At 71.9% G+C, this 19441-nt stretch carries 14 protein-coding genes, 1 CRISPR repeat array and 1 riboswitch (1 of these 16 running past the window's edge); of the genes, 10 read left to right on the top strand and 4 right to left on the bottom strand.

From position 1 onward, the window contains the following. Positions 1-3028: direct repeats of the CRISPR family, unit length 29 nt; unit sequence CTGCTCCCCGCACCCGCGGGGATGGTCCC (it extends 383 nt beyond the left edge of the window). A gap of 66 nt (positions 3029-3094) precedes the next feature. From SCWH03_RS08685 to gcvT, 4 genes are all read right to left on the bottom strand, one after another. Next, entirely contained in the window at positions 3095-4465 is a 1371-nt protein-coding gene (locus SCWH03_RS08685) for an L-serine ammonia-lyase (RefSeq protein ID WP_173263578.1), read from the bottom strand. A gap of 193 nt (positions 4466-4658) precedes the next feature. Next, complete coding sequence (gene glyA / locus SCWH03_RS08680; protein WP_173263771.1) at positions 4659-5918, bottom strand: serine hydroxymethyltransferase; 1260 nt, start codon at positions 5916-5918, stop codon at positions 4659-4661. 27 nt (positions 5919-5945) lie between these two features. Then, positions 5946-6320, bottom strand: a complete 375-nt coding sequence (gene gcvH, locus SCWH03_RS08675) for a glycine cleavage system protein GcvH (RefSeq protein ID WP_109295770.1) — start codon at positions 6318-6320, stop codon at positions 5946-5948. Between the two features lie 86 nt (positions 6321-6406). Beyond that, the gene (gcvT, locus tag SCWH03_RS08670; protein WP_173263577.1) at positions 6407-7522 is read right to left on the bottom strand and encodes a glycine cleavage system aminomethyltransferase GcvT; all 1116 of its coding nucleotides are present in this window, start codon (positions 7520-7522) and stop codon (positions 6407-6409) included. A 170-nt stretch (positions 7523-7692) separates the two neighbouring features. Next, positions 7693-7790, bottom strand: a riboswitch (glycine riboswitch). 131 nt (positions 7791-7921) lie between these two features. Here gcvT and SCWH03_RS08665 point away from each other — a divergent pair. The 10 genes from SCWH03_RS08665 to SCWH03_RS08620 all read left to right on the top strand — a co-directional run bounded on the left by SCWH03_RS08665 (position 7922) and on the right by SCWH03_RS08620 (position 19199). Then, on the top strand, positions 7922-8632 hold the full coding sequence (locus tag SCWH03_RS08665; protein WP_173263576.1) for an AAA family ATPase: 711 nt from the start codon (positions 7922-7924) through the stop codon (positions 8630-8632). A 505-nt stretch (positions 8633-9137) separates the two neighbouring features. After that, positions 9138-9908 carry an enhanced serine sensitivity protein SseB gene (locus tag SCWH03_RS08660; protein ID WP_173263575.1) on the top strand — a complete coding sequence of 257 codons (771 nt, stop codon included), beginning with the start codon at positions 9138-9140 and terminating at the stop codon, positions 9906-9908. Positions 9909-10022: 114 nt separating this feature from the next. Then, positions 10023-10802, top strand: a complete 780-nt coding sequence (locus tag SCWH03_RS08655) for an enhanced serine sensitivity protein SseB C-terminal domain-containing protein (protein ID WP_173263574.1) — start codon at positions 10023-10025, stop codon at positions 10800-10802. Between the two features lie 522 nt (positions 10803-11324). After that, positions 11325-12995 carry an ABC transporter substrate-binding protein gene (locus SCWH03_RS08650; RefSeq protein WP_173263573.1) on the top strand — a complete coding sequence of 557 codons (1671 nt, stop codon included), beginning with the start codon at positions 11325-11327 and terminating at the stop codon, positions 12993-12995. A 120-nt stretch (positions 12996-13115) separates the two neighbouring features. Beyond that, positions 13116-14120, top strand: coding sequence for an ABC transporter permease (locus tag SCWH03_RS08645; RefSeq protein ID WP_173263770.1), 1005 nt, complete (start codon positions 13116-13118; stop codon positions 14118-14120). Next, positions 14120-15082, top strand: coding sequence for an ABC transporter permease (locus tag SCWH03_RS08640; protein WP_173263572.1), 963 nt, complete (start codon positions 14120-14122; stop codon positions 15080-15082). Before SCWH03_RS08645 ends, SCWH03_RS08640 begins: the two co-directional genes overlap by 1 nt. 4 nt (positions 15083-15086) lie before the next feature. Further along, positions 15087-16244, top strand: coding sequence for an ABC transporter ATP-binding protein (locus SCWH03_RS08635; RefSeq protein ID WP_173263571.1), 1158 nt, complete (start codon positions 15087-15089; stop codon positions 16242-16244). Next, positions 16241-17401 (top strand): ABC transporter ATP-binding protein, encoded by a 1161-nt coding sequence (locus tag SCWH03_RS08630; RefSeq protein WP_254076627.1) that lies wholly within the window; start codon positions 16241-16243, stop codon positions 17399-17401. The genes SCWH03_RS08635 and SCWH03_RS08630 overlap by 4 nt, the downstream gene beginning before the upstream one ends. A 222-nt stretch (positions 17402-17623) precedes the next feature. Further along, positions 17624-18310: a trimeric intracellular cation channel family protein gene (locus tag SCWH03_RS08625; protein ID WP_173263570.1), complete on the top strand. Its 687-nt coding sequence runs from the start codon at positions 17624-17626 to the stop codon at positions 18308-18310. Positions 18311-18335: 25 nt separating this feature from the next. Continuing rightward, positions 18336-19199, top strand: a complete 864-nt coding sequence (locus tag SCWH03_RS08620; protein ID WP_173263569.1) for a thioesterase family protein — start codon at positions 18336-18338, stop codon at positions 19197-19199. Positions 19200-19441 lie beyond the last annotated feature (242 nt).

Here is a 19441-nt window from a genome sequence, read left to right as displayed (position 1 = left end):
GGGGATGGTCCCTCCGCCACTTCGTCGTACTCGGCCCAGCTCAGCTGCTTCCCGCACCCGCGGGGATGGTCCCATCTGCCGCATCAAGGACCTCCCCGACCTGTACTGCTCCCCGCACCCGCGGGGATGGTCCTCAGGTCAGGCTGTGACTCGCCGCTGAGGAGTCCTGCTCCCCGCACCCGCGGGGATGGTCCCACCGCAGGGGGCGCGGCCGGGCGGAGCGTCGGCTGCTCCCCGCACCCGCGGGGATGGTCCTTCTGCATCTCCTCCGGGGAGGGGCGCAGAGACCTGCTCCCCGCACCCGCGGGGATGGTCCCTCGATGCCCTCCTTGCCCAGCTCGCGCTCCAGCTGCTCCCCGCACCCGTGGGGATGGTCCCCCGCGCCTGCCCCCGTGGCCGCCCCTGGCTCCCTGCTCCCCGCACCCGCGGGGATGGTCCCGAAGAGAAGGTCACCGAAGAGGACGAGCGGCGCTGCTCCCCGCACCCGCGGGGATGGTCCCAACACGCCCGAGAAGGGGGCCCGGAAGGGGTTCTGCTCCCCGCACCCGCGGGGATGGTCCCTCCCCGGCGTCCCGCCCGTGTTCTGGGCAGTACTGCTCCCCGCACCCGCGGGGATGGTCCCACCAGCCCGACTACGCAGAGTGAAAAAGCTGTCTGCTCCCCGCACCCGCGGGGATGGTCCCCACCTCCTGCGCGACGACCGGCTGAGCTACTGCTGCTCCCCGCACCCGCGGGGATGGTCTGCTCCCCGCACCCGCGGGGATGGTCCCGTGATCAGGCGGGGTTCCCGGGTGGCCGGGGGCTGCTCCCCGCACCCGCGGGGATGGTCCCGAACGAGGCGGCCTCGGGCGTGAGGGCCGCTTCTGCTCCCCGCACCCGCGGGGATGGTCCCGGCGCCGCCGAGCTGATCCCCCTGGGTGTGTTCTGCTCCCCGCACCCGCGGGGATGGTCCCCCGCTGAGCGACTACATCCGCCACGCGTCCTCCTGCTCCCCGCACCCGCGGGGATGGTCCCCGCTGACCGACGACCAGTAGGAGCAGCAGATGCTGCTCCCCGCACCCGCGGGGATGGTCCCACCCCCTCCGCGGAGGGAGACCGGTCGGGGGACTGCTCCCCGCACCCGCGGGGATGGTCCTCCGGCGACCACCTCGCCGCGCAGCCGCTCGAGCTGCTCCCCGCACCCGCGGGGATGGTCCTGACAATGACGACACGGAGCGTTACGTCAGGTGCTGCTCCCCGCACCCGCGGGGATGGTCCCGGGTACCAGCCGTGGGACAACCTGGGCCTACCCTGCTCCCCGCACCCGCGGGGATGGTCCGGAGGGGGCCGACGCGACGATGGGCCAGGCGACCTGCTCCCCGCACCCGCGGGGATGGTCCCTTGTTCGACCCTGATGCTGTTGAAAGCGTGAACTGCTCCCCGCACCCGCGGGGATGGTCCTCACCCTGCGCACGGGAGCCATTCGAGTCCCGGCTGCTCCCCGCACCCGCGGGGATGGTCCGGAGGGGGCCGACGCGACGATGGGCCAGGCGACCTGCTCCCCGCACCCGCGGGGATGGTCCTCACTGCGCTGCGTGAAGCAGCATCCGCGAAGGCTGCTCCCCGCACCCGCGGGGATGGTCCCATCGGGATCAACACCGATGAGCTGACCCACGGCTGCTCCCCGCACCCGCGGGGATGGTCCCGGCCGGGCGCCGGCGCCGGCGAGGAGGTGGCGCTGCTCCCCGCACCCGCGGGGATGGTCCCCGCACCAGCAATGCGGCCGCGCTGGTCGACTGCTGCTCCCCGCACCCGCGGGGATGGTCCCCACACGTCCGTAATCGAGCGACACGGACGGATCTGCTCCCCGCACCCGCGGGGATGGTCCCCGGCACCGCGTCATGGAGATCAAGGCCAAGTCCTGCTCCCCGCACCCGCGGGGATGGTCCCATGTCACCGTGCTCGCCCCGTCCGGGGGCGGTCTGCTCCCCGCACCCGCGGGGATGGTCCCGCCGTGAGTTCTTGGATGAGGTGTGGGACTACCTGCTCCCCGCACCCGCGGGGATGGTCCTTCCGTACAGCGGACCCGAGTTGGGGAGATCACCTGCTCCCCGCACCCGCGGGGATGGTCCCGGCCGGGCGGGCGGGCATCGGCAGGCCGGTCGCTGCTCCCCGCACCCGCGGGGATGGTCCCCACCACGACACCCAAGGAGACCCCCATGGCCACTGCTCCCCGCACCCGCGGGGATGGTCCCAAGTACCGGTGGCAGCGGATCGAGCGCGATGACTGCTCCCCGCACCCGCGGGGATGGTCCCGTCGACCACCTCCTGATCTCGCCGTCCGGGGTCTGCTCCCCGCACCCGCGGGGATGGTCCCACGGCCCACCTGGAACACCGCCACCCCCGAAGCTGCTCCCCGCACCCGCGGGGATGGTCCCGGCGACGAGCCGAGCAGGCCGAGGCCACCGTGCTGTTCCCCGCACCCGCGGGGATGGTCCTCACCGAGCCCGCCGAGCTGACCCACGCCCGGACTGCTCCCCGCACCCGCGGGGATGGTCCCCTCGGGCGCCCGGTCCGGGCCGGGTACGCGATCTGCTCCCCGCACCCGCGGGGATGGTCCCCCGAACGAGGACCGCATCGTCACCGCCGCGCTCTGCTCCCCGCACCCGCGGGGGATGGTCCCCAAAAAGACGAGCCGCGGTAAACCTTATTCGGCTGCTCCCCGCACCCGCGGGGATGGTCCCTCCTCGGCCAGGTCCCGCACGTTGGGCATGCGCTGCTCCCCGCACCCGCGGGGATGGTCCCGCGCCACCCGAACTCGCGTTGGTGCCCATGCGCTGCTCCCCGCACCCGCGGGGATGGTCCCCCGCAAACTCTCTGCAGTTCCTTCCGTGCTCTCTGCTCCCAGCACCCGCGGGGATGGTCCTCATGCCGGCCGCGGCGACCGGGACTCCTTCAACTGCTCCCCGCACCCGCGGGGATGGTCCGTCGTCGTGACCGGTCTGCGCCTCGAAGGCGACCTGCTCCCCGCGCCCGCGGGGATGATCTCAGCCCTGCCGGCTCCGTGCCTGCCCCGCTCCCGGGCTCCCCGGCTCCCGTGCCCGGAGGGCCCGTGTCAGCACTCGATGATGTTCACCGCCAGCCCGCCCCGCGCCGTCTCCTTGTACTTGACGGACATGTCCGCGCCGGTGTCCCTCATGGTCTTGATGACCTTGTCGAGGGAGACCTTGTGGCTGCCGTCGCCGCGCAGCGCCATCCGCGCGGCGGTGACCGCCTTCACCGCGGCCATGCCGTTGCGCTCGATGCACGGGATCTGGACGAGTCCGCCGACCGGGTCGCAGGTGAGGCCGAGGTTGTGCTCCATGCCGATCTCCGCGGCGTTCTCGACCTGTTCCGGGGAGCCGCCCATCACCTCGGCGAGCGCGCCCGCGGCCATCGAGCAGGCCGAGCCGACCTCGCCCTGGCAGCCGACCTCGGCGCCGGAGATCGAGGCGTTCTCCTTGAAGAGCATGCCGATCGCGCCGGCTGCGAGCAGGAAGCGGATCACTCCGTCCTCGTCGGCTCCCGGCACGAAGTTCGTGTAGTAGTGGAGGACTGCCGGGATGATGCCCGCCGCGCCGTTCGTGGGGGCGGTCACGACACGGCCGCCCGCCGCGTTCTCCTCGTTCACGGCCATCGCGTAGAGCGTGATCCACTCCATCGCCAGTGCCTTCGGGTCGCCCTCGGAGCGCAGCTTGCGCGCGGTGTTGGCGGCGCGGCGGCGGACCTTGAGCCCGCCGGGGAGGATGCCCTCGCGGGACATGCCGCGCGAGACGCAGGCCTGCATCACCCGCCAGATGTCCAGCAGCCCCGCGCGGATCTCGTCCTCGGTCCGCCAGGCCTTCTCGTTCTCCAGCATCAGCGAGGAGATCGACAGTCCCGTCTCGCGGGACAGCCGCAGCAGTTCGTCACCGGTGCGGAAGGGGTGCCTCAGTACGGTGTCGTCCGGCACGATGGGGTTCTGGCCGGCCACCGCGTCCTCGTCGACGACGAAGCCGCCGCCCACCGAGTAGTACGTCTTCTTCAGCAGCGCCCCGCCCCGGGCGTCGTACGCCTGGAGGGTCATGCCGTTCGCGTGGTACGGGAGTGCCTTGCGGCGGTGCAGCACGAGGTCCCGGTCGAGGTCGAAGGCGATCTCGTGTGCTCCGAGGAGCCGGATCCGCCCGCTGTGCCTGATCCGCTCGACCTCGTCGTCGGCGGTCTCGACGTCGACCGTCCGGGGCGAGTTGCCCTCCAGGCCCAGCAGGACGGCCTTGGGGGTGCCGTGGCCGTGTCCCGTCGCGCCGAGGGAGCCGTACAGCTCCGCGCGTATCGCCGCGGTGTGGGCCAGCACGCCCTCGTTCTTGAGCCGGCGGGCGAAGATGGCCGCCGCCCTCATCGGGCCGACGGTGTGGGAGCTGGACGGCCCGATGCCGATCGAGAACAGGTCGAAGACCGAGATGGCCACGGGTGGTACTCCTTGTGGATGGCTGTGCTTCTCCGGGGGACGCGGTGTCCCGGTGCGGCGGGGCCGCGGGCCGGATCCCCGGCGGTGGGGCCGGGGCGGGAGGGCGCGGGCTGTGCGCCCGGTGCACGGTGCGGGGCACCGCACCCACCGTCCGCGGTGTGCGCGGTGCCCCGCCGGTCGTGCTCGGGTCCGGTTACAGACCAGGGTAGAGGGGGTGCTTCGCGGCGAGAGCCGAGACGCGTCCCTTCAGGGCCTGGGCATCGTACGCGGGCTTGAGCACCTCGGCGATGACGTCGGCGACCTCGCGGAAGTCCTCGGCACGGAAGCCGCGGGTGGCGAGTGCCGGGGTGCCGATCCGCAGGCCGGAGGTGACCATCGGGGGGCGCGGGTCGTTCGGGACGGCGTTGCGGTTGACGGTGATGCCGACCTCGTGGAGGCGGTCCTCGGCCTGCTGGCCGTCCAGCTCCGAGTGCCGCAGGTCCACCAGCACCAGGTGCACGTCCGTGCCGCCGGACAGGACGGAGACCCCGGCCCCGCTGACGTCGTCCTGCACCAGGCGCTCGGCGATGATCTTCGCGCCCTCCAGGGTGCGCTGCTGGCGCTCCCTGAACTCCTCCGAGGCCGCGACCTTGAAGGACACCGCCTTGGCGGCGATCACATGCTCCAGCGGGCCGCCCTGCTGGCCGGGGAAGACCGCGGAGTTGATCTTCTTGGCGAGTTCGGCCGTGCAGAGGATCACCCCGCCGCGCGGGCCGCCCAGCGTCTTGTGGGTGGTCGTGGTCACGACATGGGCGTGCGGCACCGGGTTCGGGTGCAGGCCTGCGGCCACCAGGCCCGCGAAGTGGGCCATGTCGACCATCAGGTACGCGCCGACCTCGTCCGCGATCCGGCGGAACGCGGCGAAGTCCAGCTGGCGCGGATACGCCGACCAGCCGGCGACGATCAGCTTCGGCCTGGACTCCTTGGCCAGCCGCTCCACCTCGGCCATGTCGACCTGGCCGGTGGCGTCGTCGACGTGGTAGGCGACCACGTTGTAGAGCTTCCCGGAGAAGTTGATCTTCATGCCGTGGGTCAGGTGCCCGCCGTGCGCGAGGTTCAGGCCCATGATGGTGTCGCCCGGCTTCAGCAGGGCGAACATCGCCGCCGCGTTGGCCTGGGCGCCCGAGTGCGGCTGGACGTTCGCGTGCTCGGCGCCGAACAGCTCCTTGATGCGGTCGATCGCGATCTGCTCGACGACGTCGACGTGCTCGCAGCCGCCGTAGTAGCGGCGGCCGGGGTAGCCCTCGGCGTACTTGTTGGTCAGGACGGAGCCCTGCGCCTCCATGACCGCGACCGGGGCGAAGTTCTCCGAGGCGATCATTTCCAGGGTGGACTGCTGGCGGTGGAGCTCGGCGTCGACGGCGGCGGCGACATCCGGGTCGAGCTCGTGGAGCGGGGTGTGGAGAAGCGACATCATGCGTTCCCTAGGGTCGGGTCCTGCTCAGCTGGCGAAATCGGTGTACTCGGCGGCGGAGAGCAGGTCCTCCGGCTCCTGCGCGACCCGCACCTTGAACAGCCAGCCGCCCTCGAAGGGGGCGGAGTTCACCAGCGACGGGTCGTCCACGACGTCCTGGTTGGCCTCGACGATCTCGCCCGTCACCGGGGAGTACAGATCGCTGACCGACTTGGTCGACTCCAGTTCGCCGCAGGTCTCGCCCGCGGTCACCGTGTCGCCGACCTCCGGGAGCTGGACGTACACGACGTCGCCCAGGGCGTTCGCCGCGTGCTCCGTGATACCGACCGTCGAGACGCCGTCCTCGGCGGCCGACAGCCACTCGTGCTCCTTGCTGTACCGCAGCTGCTGGGGGTTGCTCATGACCTGAATTCTCCTGTACGCGGGGACGTGCTGCTGATGGGGGGATGCCGGAGTGGGTGCTCCCGGCGCCGGAGGGACCCGGGGGACTACTTCCGGCGCCTGTAGAAGGGGAGCGCCACGACCTCGTACGGCTCATGGGTACCGCGGATGTCCACGCCGACGCCCTCGGTGCCGGGCTCGGCGTGCGCGGTGTCCACATAGGCCATGGCGAGCGGCTTGCCGAGGGTCGGCGAAGGAGCGCCGGAGGTGACCTCGCCGACGGCCTCGCCACCGGCGACCACGGTCATCCCGGCCCGGGGCACCCGGCGGCCCCGGGCGACGAGGCCGACCAGCCTGCGCGGCGGGTTCGCGCCGGCGCGCTCGGCGGCGGCCTCCAGCGCCTTGCGGCCGACGAAGTCGCCCTCCTTCTCGAACTTCACGACCCGGCCGAGACCGGCGTCGAAGGGGGTGAGCGACGTGGTGAGCTCGTGCCCGTACAGCGGCATGCCCGCCTCCAGGCGCAGCGTGTCGCGGCAGGACAGGCCGCAGGGCACCAGGCCGGCCGGGGCGCCCGCCTCGGTGAGCGCCCGCCACAGCGCCTGTGCGTGCCGCGGCTCGACGAACAGCTCGAAGCCGTCCTCGCCGGTGTAGCCGGTGCGGGCGATCAGCGCGGGCACGCCGGCGACGGTGCCGGGAAGGCCGGCGTAGTACTTCAGTCCCTCCAGGTCGGCGTCGGTGAGCGAGCCGAGGATGCCCGGCGACTCGGGGCCCTGTACGGCGATGAGCGCATAGGCGTCGCGGTCGTCGCGTACGGCGGCGTCGAAGTCCGCCGCACGGTCGGTGAGGGCGTCGAGGACGGTCTGCGCGTTGGAGGCGTTGGCGACGACCATGTACTCCGTGTCGGCGAGGCGGTAGACGATCAGGTCGTCGAGGATGCCGCCGTCCTCCCGGCAGATCATCGTGTAGCGGGCGCGGCCGGTGGCGACGCCGCCGATGTTGCCCACCAGCGCGTAGTCCAGCAGTGCCGCGGCCTGCGGCCCGGTGACGGTGATCTCGCCCATGTGGGAGAGGTCGAAGAGGCCGGCCCTGGTCCGGACGGCGTGGTGCTCGTCGCGCTCGCTCGTATACCGCAGCGGCATGTCCCAGCCCGCGAAATCGGTCATGGTGGCGCCCAGCGAGCGGTGCAGGGCGTCGAGTGCGGTGAGACGGGGGGCGTTGCTCATGGAGGGGGCTCCCAGGGCATGACGGGCGAGGACGATTCCTCCCCATCTGTCATCAAAACCTGAGAGGTTCGTCACGACCACACGTACCAGACGTACCAGACGTACGCGGAGGGCGTGACTTGCACCTTGGGTGGAACCGCAGCAGCTGCGGTCCGCTTTTCAGATCTGCCTCGTCGCGCGCGGTACGGGGCCTGAGAGATTCAAGGGAGGGACTTGCTCCTTCGGCGCCCGGCCCACACAGTGGCCGGGACTCTCCCGCGCGGATTCAAACGGCCGGTATGCAGTTTGCGCCGACATCATTGCACGCGCGCTCCCGTCGGCAAATCACTTGGTGGCCATTACCTTTTCTTTAAGCTTTACGGGCAGGGTCCCGAGACCCGACAGGGGGAGAGTGAGCTGATGACGTTGCAGCAGTCCGGTGCGTATCCGGTGACCGCAGGGGTGCCCGCCCGGCCCCGATTCCCGGCGCGAGCCGCCGGGGCCGCCGGGGCCGCCGGGCGCGGCCTGCCGGCAGGCCGCACCGCGCCCCAGCCCCTCGTACGCGACCTGCGGGAACGGCAGGGGCACGGCGCACGCACCCTGGTCTTCCGCGGCGGCGACCTGGTGGTGATCTCCGGGCTGCCGGGCAGCGGCAAGTCCACGCTCATCCGGCGGGCCGCCGAGGGCGGCGGAATCGACTCCCAGGACAGCCGGGACCGCTGGGACGGACGGATGCCCCGCGCCGTGCCGTACGCCGTCTACCGCCCGCTCGTCCGCCTCGCCCACTACGCGGGGCTGAGGCGGGCGTTGCGCTCCGGGGAGAGCGTGATCGTGCACGACTGCGGCACCCAGTCGTGGGTCCGGCGCTGGCTGGCCCGCGAGGCCCGCAGGCGGGGCGCCGGCCTCCATCTGCTGCTGCTGGACGTCACTCCCGAGACCGCCCGTGCGGGGCAGCGGGAGCGCGGCCGCGGTGTCTCGGGCTACGCCTTCGCACGGCACCGCCGAGCGGTCTCCCGCATCCTGCGGGCCGTCGAACGCGGCCGCCTCCCGGCGGGCTGCGCCTCCGCGACCCTCCTCGACCGCGCCGCGGCTTCCGCGCTGACCCGGATCGGCTTCGCCGAGCAGGTCTGAGCCGGGGGAGGGCAGGAGGAGGGCCGGGGGAGGGCCGGGGGAGGGCCAGGGCGGGGCGGTCCGGGCACGGCAGGGGGCCGCCCGGGCGGCCCCCTGCCCCTGCGGCGTCGCATGCCGCCCGCCCGGGGGGCTTCACGCCGTTGCCGCTCCGCCGGGCTCGCGCCGTACCGCCCTGCGCCCCCGGCCCTCCCCCGGGTCCCGCTGAGTCCCCGCTGAGTCCCCGCCGGGCACCCATGGGGCCCCGCCGGGGCTTCGCGCCGGGGCGTCCCGCCGCTCCCGCAGGCTTCCGACGGGACCCCGGGACCCCGGGACCACGGGACCCCGGGACCACGGGACCCCGGGACCACGGGACGGGCGGCTCCCGGCGGTCCGGACGGGTCCGGGCGGGGGTCCCGGCGGTACGGGGCCGTTCCCGGGCCCGCGTCACCCCCGCGCCGGCCGCTACCCTGCTTCGCAGGACGTCGCGGCCGGCCTGTCCGGGTCGGCGGGGGAAGCAGGGATCGCAGTGGACACGACATGGCCCGCCAATGAGCTCGAAGAGGTGCTGGCCGCATCGGTCGGGAACCCCTCCGCCGGGGGGCGGCTCGTGGAGGTGCTGGGACGCAGCGCCGTATGGGTACCGCTGCCCAACGGCGGCGGACCCGACAGCGCCGGCCTCGACCTCCCGACGGTCGAGATCGACGGCGCCCCCTACGTCCCGGTCTTCAGCTCCCAGGAGCAGTTCCGCCTCGGTGCGGGTGATCACATGTCCGGCACGGTCGCTCCCGCCGTCGAGTTCGCCCGCGGGCTGCCCCCGCAGCTCGGCATCGCGGTGAACCCCGGCGGCGCGGTCGGCGTGCCGCTGCCGCCGCCCGCCGTGGCCGAGCTGTGCCGGACGGATCCCTCGCCGCCGGGCGGCACCTCCGCCGCCGGGGGTCCCCGGCACGGCGGGGCGAGCGGCGGCCGGGTCCGGCTCTTCGAACCCGACTGGCAGGAGGAGCCGGTCGACTTCCTCGCCGCCGCGGCGGGCGAGTTCGAGTCGACCCGGGTCGTGCAGACCGCCCGCAGGATCCTGGCCAGTGTCGAGGGCGACCCGCCGGTCCTGTTCGTCGGCGTCCAGCTCTCCGCCTTCGACGACGCCGACCGCGCCGCCCCGATGGACGCCCTCGGTCGCGCGCTGGGCCGGGTCGCGGTGAAGTGGCCGGTCAACCTGGTGCTGCTCGATATCGCCCAGGACCCCGTCGGCGACTGGATGCTGAACAGGGTCCGGCCGTTCTACACCCGGCAGTACGCGTAGAGGTCGCGTTGGTGCCGGTACGGCCGCTTAAGCTGGTTTGATGACGTGGCCGCCGCACTCGCGTGCCCAGGGCGGCCCGAGGGAACGGCGGATCGAAGAGGGGCGGGACCCAGAGTGAGCGCGTCAGGCACCGCGGCGGCCGGGCAGGTCGAGCACATGCTGCGCCAGGTGACGCCCGGGCGCTACGACGCCTACGAGGCGCTGCTCCAGGCCCTCACCGACGGCCGGGTGTGGATGCTCCTCTGGCACGGTCAGCCCGGATCCCCCGATGCCCAGTACGGCAACATGGAGGTGGACGGCCTCGGGTACGCCCCGTGCGTCACCTCTGCCGAGGAGCTCTCGGCGTCCGGCTGGACCAGGGCCCACGAGGTGGTCGCCGGCACCGACGTCGCCCGTGCCCTCTTCCCCGACCGCTGGGGCATCTGGCTCAACCCGCACGTGCCGGGTGGGGGCGTCGGCATCCCCTGGCCCGATCTCCGCCGGATCGCCACCGGCCTTCACCGGATGCCCGCCGGGCCCCTGCGGCTGTCCGAACCGGCCGTGGAGATCCCCCAGTTCTACGCCCTGCTCACGCAGAACGCGCACCGCACCCCGGTCGTCCGGTCACTGCGCAGGGCCTGGGTGCAGCCGTCGCTCGGCGCTCCGTACCTGGCCATCGGCCTCGATCTCTACGACACGGGCCGGCAGTCCGTCGAGTCCGTGCGCGCCATGATGCAGCAGTCGATCGCCGCCGTCCCGGACGGTCTTCCGGTGTCCACCGTCTCGATGTCCGACGACTACGACCCTGTGGGCATGTGGCTGAGGGCCAGCACCCGGCCGTTCTACGACCGGGAGGCCCACGCCGGCCCTCCCCGGCAGCCCGGCTACGGATACCCGCCCATCCCGTCCGGCTGACACGGGCCTTCGTGGTCGCCCGGCTCCGTGCAGCCGGCTCCGCTCCGTGCGGTTGCCCCCGGGTCGTGCGGTTGGCCCCTGGCCGTGCGGTTGACCGGGCCTTCGTGGTCGCCCGACTCCGTGCGGCCGGCTCCGCTCCGTGCGGTTGCCCCCGGGTCGTGCGGTTGGCCCCTGGCCGTGCGGTTGACCGGGCCTTCGTGGTCGCCCGGCTCCGTGCGGCCGGCTCCGCTCCGTGCGGTGGGCACCCGCGCGGATGAGCCACCCGTCCGGCGGGGTCCCGCGAAGTCCCGCCTGGGCCGGCGCGGTTGCGCTCCTCCCGCTGAATACCGCACCCGGTGCACGGCCCCGGTCCTGCGAGGGGGGACCGCCGTGCGAGGTCTGATGTCCCGGATCGGTCCGTTTTGGCTGCTGTCCGGGTCTCGACTGTGCATCACCGCTATGCGGACTGTTCTCCCGTTCGGGACTCGTCTGTAGTGTTCGGCCGTCAAGACCTCCTCCACAGGCGGATTCCAGGGGTGGACCATGCCAATATCGAAGTCCAGAGCCGTGAGGGTGATCACGGCGGCCGTCGCGGTCGGCCTCGTCGCCACCGGCTGTGCGAGTGAGCGCGACAAGGACGGGGACAAGGGCGGCGACAAGGACACCTTCGTCTTCGGTGCACCGGGCGACCCGGGCTCCCTGGACCCGGCCCTCGCGAATGACGGCGAGACCTTCCGCATCACCCGCCAGGCGTTCGAGGCGCTGCTCGAGCACGAGTCAGGCGGCAGCGAACTCGTCGGGGGGCTTGCGGAGAAGTGGTCCAGCAACCCCGAGGGCACGGTCTGGACGTTCAACCTGCGCCAGGGCGTGAAGTTCCACGACGGTGAGGCGTTCAACGCCGCCGCGGTGTGCGCCAACTACGACCACTGGTTCAACTGGACGGGCACGTACCAGACGTACGCGGTCTCCTACTACTGGCAGACCATCATGGGCGGCTTCAAGGCGAACGAGGACGAGGAGACGCCGAAGGCGAACTACAAGTCCTGCACCGCCAAGGACGAGAACACCGCGGTCATCGAGGTCAACGAGCCTTCCGCCAACCTGCCCGGCGGCTTCTCGCTGCAGGCCCTGGCCATCCACTCGCCGAAGTCGCTCGAGGCGTACGCGAAGCAGGACGCGACCGCCAAGGGCGACGCCATCACCTACCCCGAGTACAGCCAGAAGGCCGGCACGGTCGCCGGCACCGGCCCGTACCGGATCACGAAGTGGAACAAGGGCAACAAGGAAGTCTCCCTGGAGCGCTTCGACGACTACTGGGGCGACAAGGCCAAGGTGAAGAACCTGGTCTTCCGCACCATCGACACCGAGGAGGGCCGCCGCCAGGCGCTTCAGGCCGGCGACATCGACGGCTACGACCTGGTCGCGCCCGCCGACATCAAGACCCTGGAGAGCGCCGGCTTCACGGTGCCGACCCGTGATGTCTTCAACCTCTTCTACCTCGGTATGAGCCAGGAGGCGAACCCGGCGCTGAAGAAGTCCGAGGTGCGCCAGGCGATCGCGCACGCCGTCGACCGGGAGAACATCGTCAAGACCCAGCTGCCCGAGGGCGGCAAGGTCGCGACCCAGTTCATGCCCGAGACGGTCGACGGCTTCTCGGAGGACGTGCGGCAGTACCCCTTCGACACGGCCAAGGCCAAGTCGCTGCTGGCCGGTGCCGAGGAAGAGGGCCTCTCCCTCGACTTCTGCTACCCGACCGAGGTCACCCGCCCGTACATGCCCGCCCCGCAGGACATCTTCGAGCTGATGAAGGCCGACCTGGAGAAGGCCGGTATCCAGGTCACCCCGAAGCCGATGAAGTGGGCCCCGGACTACCTGGACGCCACCGAGGCGGGCTCCTGCTCCCTGCACATGCTGGGCTGGACCGGTGACTTCAACGACGGCTACAACTTCATCGGCACCTGGTTCGCCGGGTACGACAAGCAGTGGGGCTTCAAGGACCCGAAGGTCTTCGCCGCGGTGAAGGCCGGTTCCGTCGAGGCCGACCCGGCCAAGCGCACGGAGTTCTACAAGAAGGCCAACGAGGCCATCATGGAGTACCTGCCGGGGCTGCCGATCTCGTCCTCGCCGCCGGCCATCGCCTTCGGCAAGAACGTCAACCCGCCGAACGTCTCCCCGCTGACACAGGAGAACTTCGCCGAGGTCTCCTTCAAGTAGCACACCGCACCAGGTCCGCCCGGTCACGGAGCACCCGTGGCCGGGCGGACCCGCATCCGAATCCCGTACCACCCGTACCACCCGTACTCGTACAACACACGCAAGAAAGGGGCACGCGGGGTGTTGCGACTCGTCGTACGACGACTGCTACAGCTGATACCCACCCTGCTCGGCCTGTCGGTTCTGCTGTTCCTCTGGCTGAACCGGCTGCCCGGCGGACCCGCCTCGGCGATCCTGGGCGAGCGGGCGACCGAAGCCGAAGTGGCGCGCATCAACCGGGCGCTCGGACTCGACCAGCCGCTGCACGTCCAGTACGGACGCTTCCTCAAGCGCATCGTCGAACTCGACCTCGGCACCTCCACCCAGACGGGACAGCCGGTGTGGGACGAGTTCGTCCTCCGGTTCCCCGCCACGGTCGAGCTGAGCCTCGCCGCCATTCTGATCGCCGTGGCGGTGGGCATTCCGCTCGGCTATCTCGCCGCCCGCAGGCGCGGCGGCTGGCTGGACGTGGCCGCGGTCTCCGGATCGCTCGTCGGGATCTGCATCCCGGTCTTCTTCCTCGCCCTGATCCTCAAGGGCGTCTTCGCCGTCAACCTCGGCCTCTTCCCGACCTTCGGCCGTCTCACCACCGGGGTCGACGCCACCAGCGTCACCGGTTTCGCCGTCCTCGACGGCGTCCTCACCGGCGAGTTCGACGCCTCCTGGGACGCGGTCATGCATCTGGTGCTGCCCGCGCTCGCGCTCTCCTCCATCCCGCTCGCCGTGATCGTGCGCATGACCCGCGCCAGCGTGCTGGAGGTCCTCGGCGAGGACTACGTCCGCACCGCCGAGTCCAAGGGCCTGGAGCGGAGGACCGTCCGGGGCCGCCACATCCTGCGCAACGCGCTGCTGCCCGTGGTCACCGCGGTCGGCCTGCTCACCGGCAGCCTGCTGTCGGGGGCGGTGCTGACCGAGTCGGTCTTCTCCTTCGGCGGCATCGGCTCCTTCATCCGGACGGCGATCGACGCCCGCGACTACCCGGTGCTGGTGGGCTTCATCATGTTCATCGCGATGGTGTACGTCCTGATCAACCTGCTGGTGGATCTCGCGTACAGCGTCATCGATCCGAGGGTGCGGGTGCACTGATGAGCCTGGCCACCACCAAGACATCGAAGATCGACCGGCTCGCGGAGCTCACCGCGAAGAAGGAGACGTCTAGCGGCGCCAGCCTCTGGCGGGAGGCCTTCCGCCGGCTGCGCGGCAGCAAGATGGCGATCATCGGCGCGGTCGTCATCGCCGCGTTCGTCGTGGTCGCGATCGTGGGCCCCTGGCTGGCCCCCTACTCCCCTACGGCGCAGACGTGGCGCGGCGAGGTCCTCGCCAACCAGGGCGAGTTCGTCGGCGCCCGCGGCGAGAACTGGTTCGGTCTGGACCATCTGGGCCGCGACATGTTCTCCCGCATGCTCGTGGGAGCCCGGCAGACGCTGCTGGTCGGCGTGGTGTCGATGCTCATCGGCCTGGTCCTCGGGGCGCTGGTGGGCGCGGTCTCCGGCGCGGCGGCCACCCTCGGCGGACGCGCGGGACAGCGCCTGGACGACGTCGTCATGCGGGTCACCGACATCATGCTGGCGCTGCCGTCGCTGCTGCTCGCCGTCTCCATCGCCGCGGTGCTGGGGCAGTCGCTGACCACGGTCATGATCGCCGTGGGCGTGGTGCAGATCCCCATCTTCGCCCGGCTGCTGCGCGGTTCGATGCTCGCCCAGGGAGGCAAGGACTATGTGCTGGCCGCCCGCTCCCTCGGCATCCGCAAACGGCGCATCGTCCTCACCCAGATCATGCCCAACTCGCTGAGCCCGGTGATCGTCCAGGCCACCCTCAGCCTCGCCACCGCGATCATCGAGGCCGCGGCACTGTCCTACCTCGGTCTCGGCAACCCCGACCCGGCCATCCCGGAGTGGGGCGTCATGCTCTCGCAGGCGCAGCGCTTCTTCGACAACGCGCCGATGATGTCGATGTACCCGGCGGTCGCCATCATCATCACAGCCCTGGGCTTCACCCTGCTCGGCGAGGCCATGCGGGAAGCTCTCGATCCGAAGCTGCGAGGTTGACGTCATGCCACTGCTCGATGTGGACGAACTCACCGTCACCTTCGGCGGTCGCGGTCGCAGGGCCGACCGAGGCCGCGACCGCGACCGCAAGCCGACCGAGGCCGCAGGGCCGACCGAGGCCGCAGGGCCCGCCGAGGACACGTCCGTCAGGGCCGCCGGACCCGCAGGGCCCGCCGAGGACACGTCCGTCAGGGCCGCCGGACCCGCCGGGCCCGCCGGGGGCAACGCCGTCAGGGCCGTCAACGGAGTCTCCTTCTCCGTGGACGAGGGCCAGGTCGTCGGACTCGTCGGCGAGTCGGGCTGCGGAAAGTCCGTCACCTCACTCGCCCTGATGGGACTGCTCCCGCGCAAGGGCGCGACCCTCGGCGGACGGGCGGACTTCGAGGGCGCCGACCTGCTGGCGATGGGTCCCCGCCGGATCAGGGACCTACGCGGCAGCAAGCTGGCGATGATCTTCCAGGATCCGCTGTCCTCCCTGAACCCGGTCGTTCCGATCGGCGTCCAGGTGACCGAGATCCTGAAGCGCCACCGCGGTATGAAGGGCGAGGCCGCCCGCAAGGAGGCCGCGCAGCTGCTGGACCGGGTCGGCATCCCCGACCCGGACCGGCGGCTCAGGGAGTACCCGCACCAGCTCTCCGGCGGAATGCGGCAGCGCGCGCTGATAGCCATGGCCGTGGCCTGCGCGCCCCGCCTGCTCATCGCCGACGAGCCGACCACCGCGCTGGACGTCACCATCCAGGCCCAGATCCTCGAACTGCTCAAGGAACTCGTGGACCAGGAGGGCACCGCCCTGCTGATGATCACCCATGACCTGGGGGTCGTCGCCGGGCTCTGCGACCAGGTCAATGTGCTGTATGCGGGCAAGGTCGTGGAGTCCTCCGGACGGCGGGAGCTGTTCGCGCACCCGACCCACCCGTACACCCACGGGCTGCTCGGTTCCATCCCGAGGCTCGACGCGCCGCGCGGTGAGCCGCTCAACCCCATTCGCGGGTCCATCAACGACCAGATCGCCTGGGCCGACGGCTGCGCCTTCGCGCCCCGCTGCGACCGCTACGAGATGGGCTGCCTGACCGGTACGCCCGAACTGACCGAACCCCGCGAGGCCGGGCACCAGGCCCGCTGCGTCAACCCGGTCCTGGCCACGACGGAGGTCCCGGCATGAGCCTGCTCGAACTCGACGGAGTGAAGGTCCACTTCCCCGTCAAGAAGGGCATCCTCTTCGACCGCACGGTGGGACACGTCTACGCCGTCGACGGTATCTCGCTGTCCGTCGAGGCCGGCCAGACGTACGGGCTCGTCGGGGAGTCCGGCTGCGGCAAGACCACGCTCGGACGGGCGGTGCTGCGGCTGGTCGACGTGACGGACGGCCGGGTCGTCCTCGACGGCACGGACGTGGCGCAGCTCCCCGAGAAGGAGATGCGGTCGTTCCGGCGGCGGCTCCAGATGGTCTTCCAGGACCCCCTGGGCAGCCTCAACCCCCGGCAGAACATCGAGTCGATCCTGTCCGAGGGCATGGCGGCACACGGCATCGGCGGGAACCGGGAGGAGCGCCGGGAGAAGATCAAGGAGATCCTGGCGAAGGTGGGCCTTCCCGGGAACGCCCTTTCCCGCTACCCCCACGAGTTCTCCGGCGGCCAGCGCCAGCGCATCGGCATCGCGCGGGCGCTGGTGCTCGAACCGGACCTGATCATCTGCGACGAGCCGGTCTCGGCGCTGGACGTCTCCATCCAGGCGCAGGTCGTCAACCTGCTGGAGGAGCTCCAGAAGTCCATGGGGCTGACGTATCTCGTCATCGCCCACGACCTCGCCGTCGTCCGGCACATCTCCGATGTGATCGGGGTCATGTACCTCGGCTCCCTGGTGGAGGAGGCGCCGAGCGACGCGCTGTACGAGGAGCCCAGGCACCCGTACACCAGGGCCCTGATGTCGGCGGTGCCGGTGCCGGACCCGGAGGTGGAGGACCGCCGGGAGCGCATTCTGCTGCTGGGTGACCTGCCGTCGCCCGCGAACCCGCCGGCGGGCTGCCGCTTCCATACGCGCTGCCCGTGGAAGCAGGACACCCGGTGCGCCACGGAGCGCCCCGAGCTGCGGGACCTGGGGGGCGGCCACCGGGTGGCCTGCCACTTCGCCGCGGAGATCGCGTCGGGCGAGATCACCCGCACCTCGGGCGAAGTCGTTCCGGCCGCCCACGAGGGCTCTGGGGGCTCTGGGGGCTCTGAGGCTTCCGGGGCTCCGCGGGCTTCGGGGGCTTCGGGCGGCGGGGCGGCGAAGGGCTCGAGCTCGGGGGAGAGGGCCTCGGAGGCTCCCGCGGGGACTTAGCGGTTACGCGCACCGGGACACGGGCACGGGCCCACCGGGTCCGCGTCCCGGCTCCTCCCTGCCCCCGAGCGGAACGTCCGGTGCCTTCAACCACGGCCCGTGCCCATGCCCGCGTCCGTGTCCGTGTCCGTGTCCGCGTCAGTGTCAGTGCTGGTGCGTACCCGCCGTCCCGTTCCGCTCGGGGCGGGCGGGTCCCCGGTGGGCAGGCGGCACAATTGTCCGGTGCTCCAGGAACTGTTCACCCCCTCCGTCCAGCACGCTCTGGACCTCGCCGGTATCTTCGTCTTCGCCATCTCCGGCGCTCTGCTCGCCGTGCGGAAGAACTTCGACGTCTTCGGTATCGCGGTGCTGGCCGAGGTCACCGGGCTGGGCGGCGGGCTGTTCCGCGATCTGGTCATCGGCGCCGTCCCGCCCGCCGCGTTCACCGACCTCGGCTACTTCGTGATGCCGCTGGTCGCGGCGGCGCTGGTCTTCTTCCTCCATCCCGAGGTCGAGCGGATCCAGGGCTCGGTCAACGTGTTCGATGCGGCCGGTCTGGGGCTGTTCGCGGTCACCGGCACGACCAAGGCGTATGAGTACGGCCTCGGTCTGACCGCCTCCGCGACGCTCGGGCTCGCGACGGCGGTCGGCGGGGGTGTGCTGCGTGACGTCCTCGCGAACGAGGTGCCCTCGCTGCTGCGCTGGGACCGCGACCTGTACGCCGTTCCCGCGATCGTCGGCGCCACCATGGTGGCGCTGTTCCTCCGCTTCGACGCGCTCAACGGGCTGACCAGCGGCATCGCCGCACTGACCGCCTTCTCCGTGCGCCTGCTCGCGATGCGGTTCCACTGGCGGGCTCCGCGTGCCTGGAACCGCCGGTCCACCGCGACCGAACCGGGTAACAAGGGCTTCGGCAAAGCTACCGCTTAGTATTTTGCTATTGTACGATTCGGCCATGGCACAGGTGGCACAGGTAACCAATGGCAGCAGCGAGTTCGACCGCGACACCGCTGTCACCCTCCGGGATCCCGGCGTACCCGGCGTCTACGACGCGGAGCTCTCCGCGGGCTGGACGATCCTCAACGCCGTCAACGGCGGCTATCTGCTGGCGCTGCTCGGGCGCGCCCTCGGGGACGCCCTCCCGCACCCCGACCCGATCACGGTCTCGGCGTACTACCTCACCCCCTCCGCGCCCGGCCCTGCGGTGATCCGCACCGAGACGATCCGTACCGGCGGCACCCTCTCCACCGGCCAGGCCTCGCTTCTGCAGTACGCGGAGGACGGCACCGAGGTGGAGCGCATCCGCGTCCTCGCCGCCTACGGCGACCTGGACGCACTGCCCGGCGACGTCCAGACGACCGCCCTGCCGCCTGCCATCCCGGCCCCCCAGGACTGCCTCGGCCCGTCCGACGGCCCGGCGCCCGCGATCCCCGGCTCGTCCGACATCACCGACCGGCTGGACATCAAACTCGATCCCGCGACCGTCGGCTGGGCCGTCGGGGCCCCCTCCGGCAAGGGCGAGGTGCGGGGCTGGTTCGGACTCGCCGACGGCCGCGACGCCGACCCGCTCTCCCTGCTGCTCACCGTCGACGCACTCCCGCCGACCGCGTTCGAACTGGGACTGAAGGGCTGGACGCCGACCGTCGAGCTCACCGTCCACATCCGCTGCCGGCCGGCGCCGGGTCTGCTGCGCGTCTCCATCACCACCCGGAATCTCGCGGGCGGCTTCCTGGAGGAGGACGCCGAGGTCTGGGACAGCGCGGGCCGCCTCGTCGCCCAGTCACGCCAGCTGGCCAAGGCGCCGCTCACGCGCGGCTGATCGGTCGGGTCGCGGGCTGATCCGTCGGCTCGCGGGCTTCACGTGCCGGGCGCCGGCCGGACTGCCCGGCCGGGCGCCGGCCGGGCAGGGTCCGCCCGGGACTCCCGCCGGGAAGGCCGGGGCGGAGACAGGGGAGCGCCGGGCCGGCTGGAGGGGGTTGCCGGGCCGGTGGCAGAAGAGCGTCCGGCCGACCGGGAGGGGCGCGGGGTGCGTGCCGTGCGGGCGACCCGCTCCTCGCCGGG

The sequence above is a fragment of the Streptomyces pacificus genome (assembly GCF_011766325.1).
In the GTDB taxonomy this organism is placed as follows: Bacteria; Actinomycetota; Actinomycetes; order Streptomycetales; family Streptomycetaceae; genus Streptomyces; species Streptomyces pacificus.
This window is presented reverse-complemented; position numbering and strand designations above follow the sequence as displayed.

What these genes read in the sequence shown, in the direction of transcription:
- glyA (WP_173263771.1), bottom strand. Translation starts at nt 5,918, where the DNA reads ATGTCGCTTCTCCACACCCCGCTCCACGAGCTCGACCCGGATGTCGCC.
- gcvH (WP_109295770.1), bottom strand. Translation starts at nt 6,320, where the DNA reads ATGAGCAACCCCCAGCAGCTGCGGTACAGCAAGGAGCACGAGTGGCTG.
- gcvT (WP_173263577.1), bottom strand. Translation starts at nt 7,522, where the DNA reads ATGAGCAACGCCCCCCGTCTCACCGCACTCGACGCCCTGCACCGCTCG.
- SCWH03_RS08665 (WP_173263576.1), top strand. Translation starts at nt 7,922, where the DNA reads ATGACGTTGCAGCAGTCCGGTGCGTATCCGGTGACCGCAGGGGTGCCC.
- SCWH03_RS08650 (WP_173263573.1), top strand. Translation starts at nt 11,325, where the DNA reads ATGCCAATATCGAAGTCCAGAGCCGTGAGGGTGATCACGGCGGCCGTC.
- SCWH03_RS08640 (WP_173263572.1), top strand. Translation starts at nt 14,120, where the DNA reads ATGAGCCTGGCCACCACCAAGACATCGAAGATCGACCGGCTCGCGGAG.
- SCWH03_RS08635 (WP_173263571.1), top strand. Translation starts at nt 15,087, where the DNA reads ATGCCACTGCTCGATGTGGACGAACTCACCGTCACCTTCGGCGGTCGC.
- SCWH03_RS08630 (WP_254076627.1), top strand. Translation starts at nt 16,241, where the DNA reads ATGAGCCTGCTCGAACTCGACGGAGTGAAGGTCCACTTCCCCGTCAAG.
- SCWH03_RS08620 (WP_173263569.1), top strand. Translation starts at nt 18,336, where the DNA reads ATGGCACAGGTGGCACAGGTAACCAATGGCAGCAGCGAGTTCGACCGC.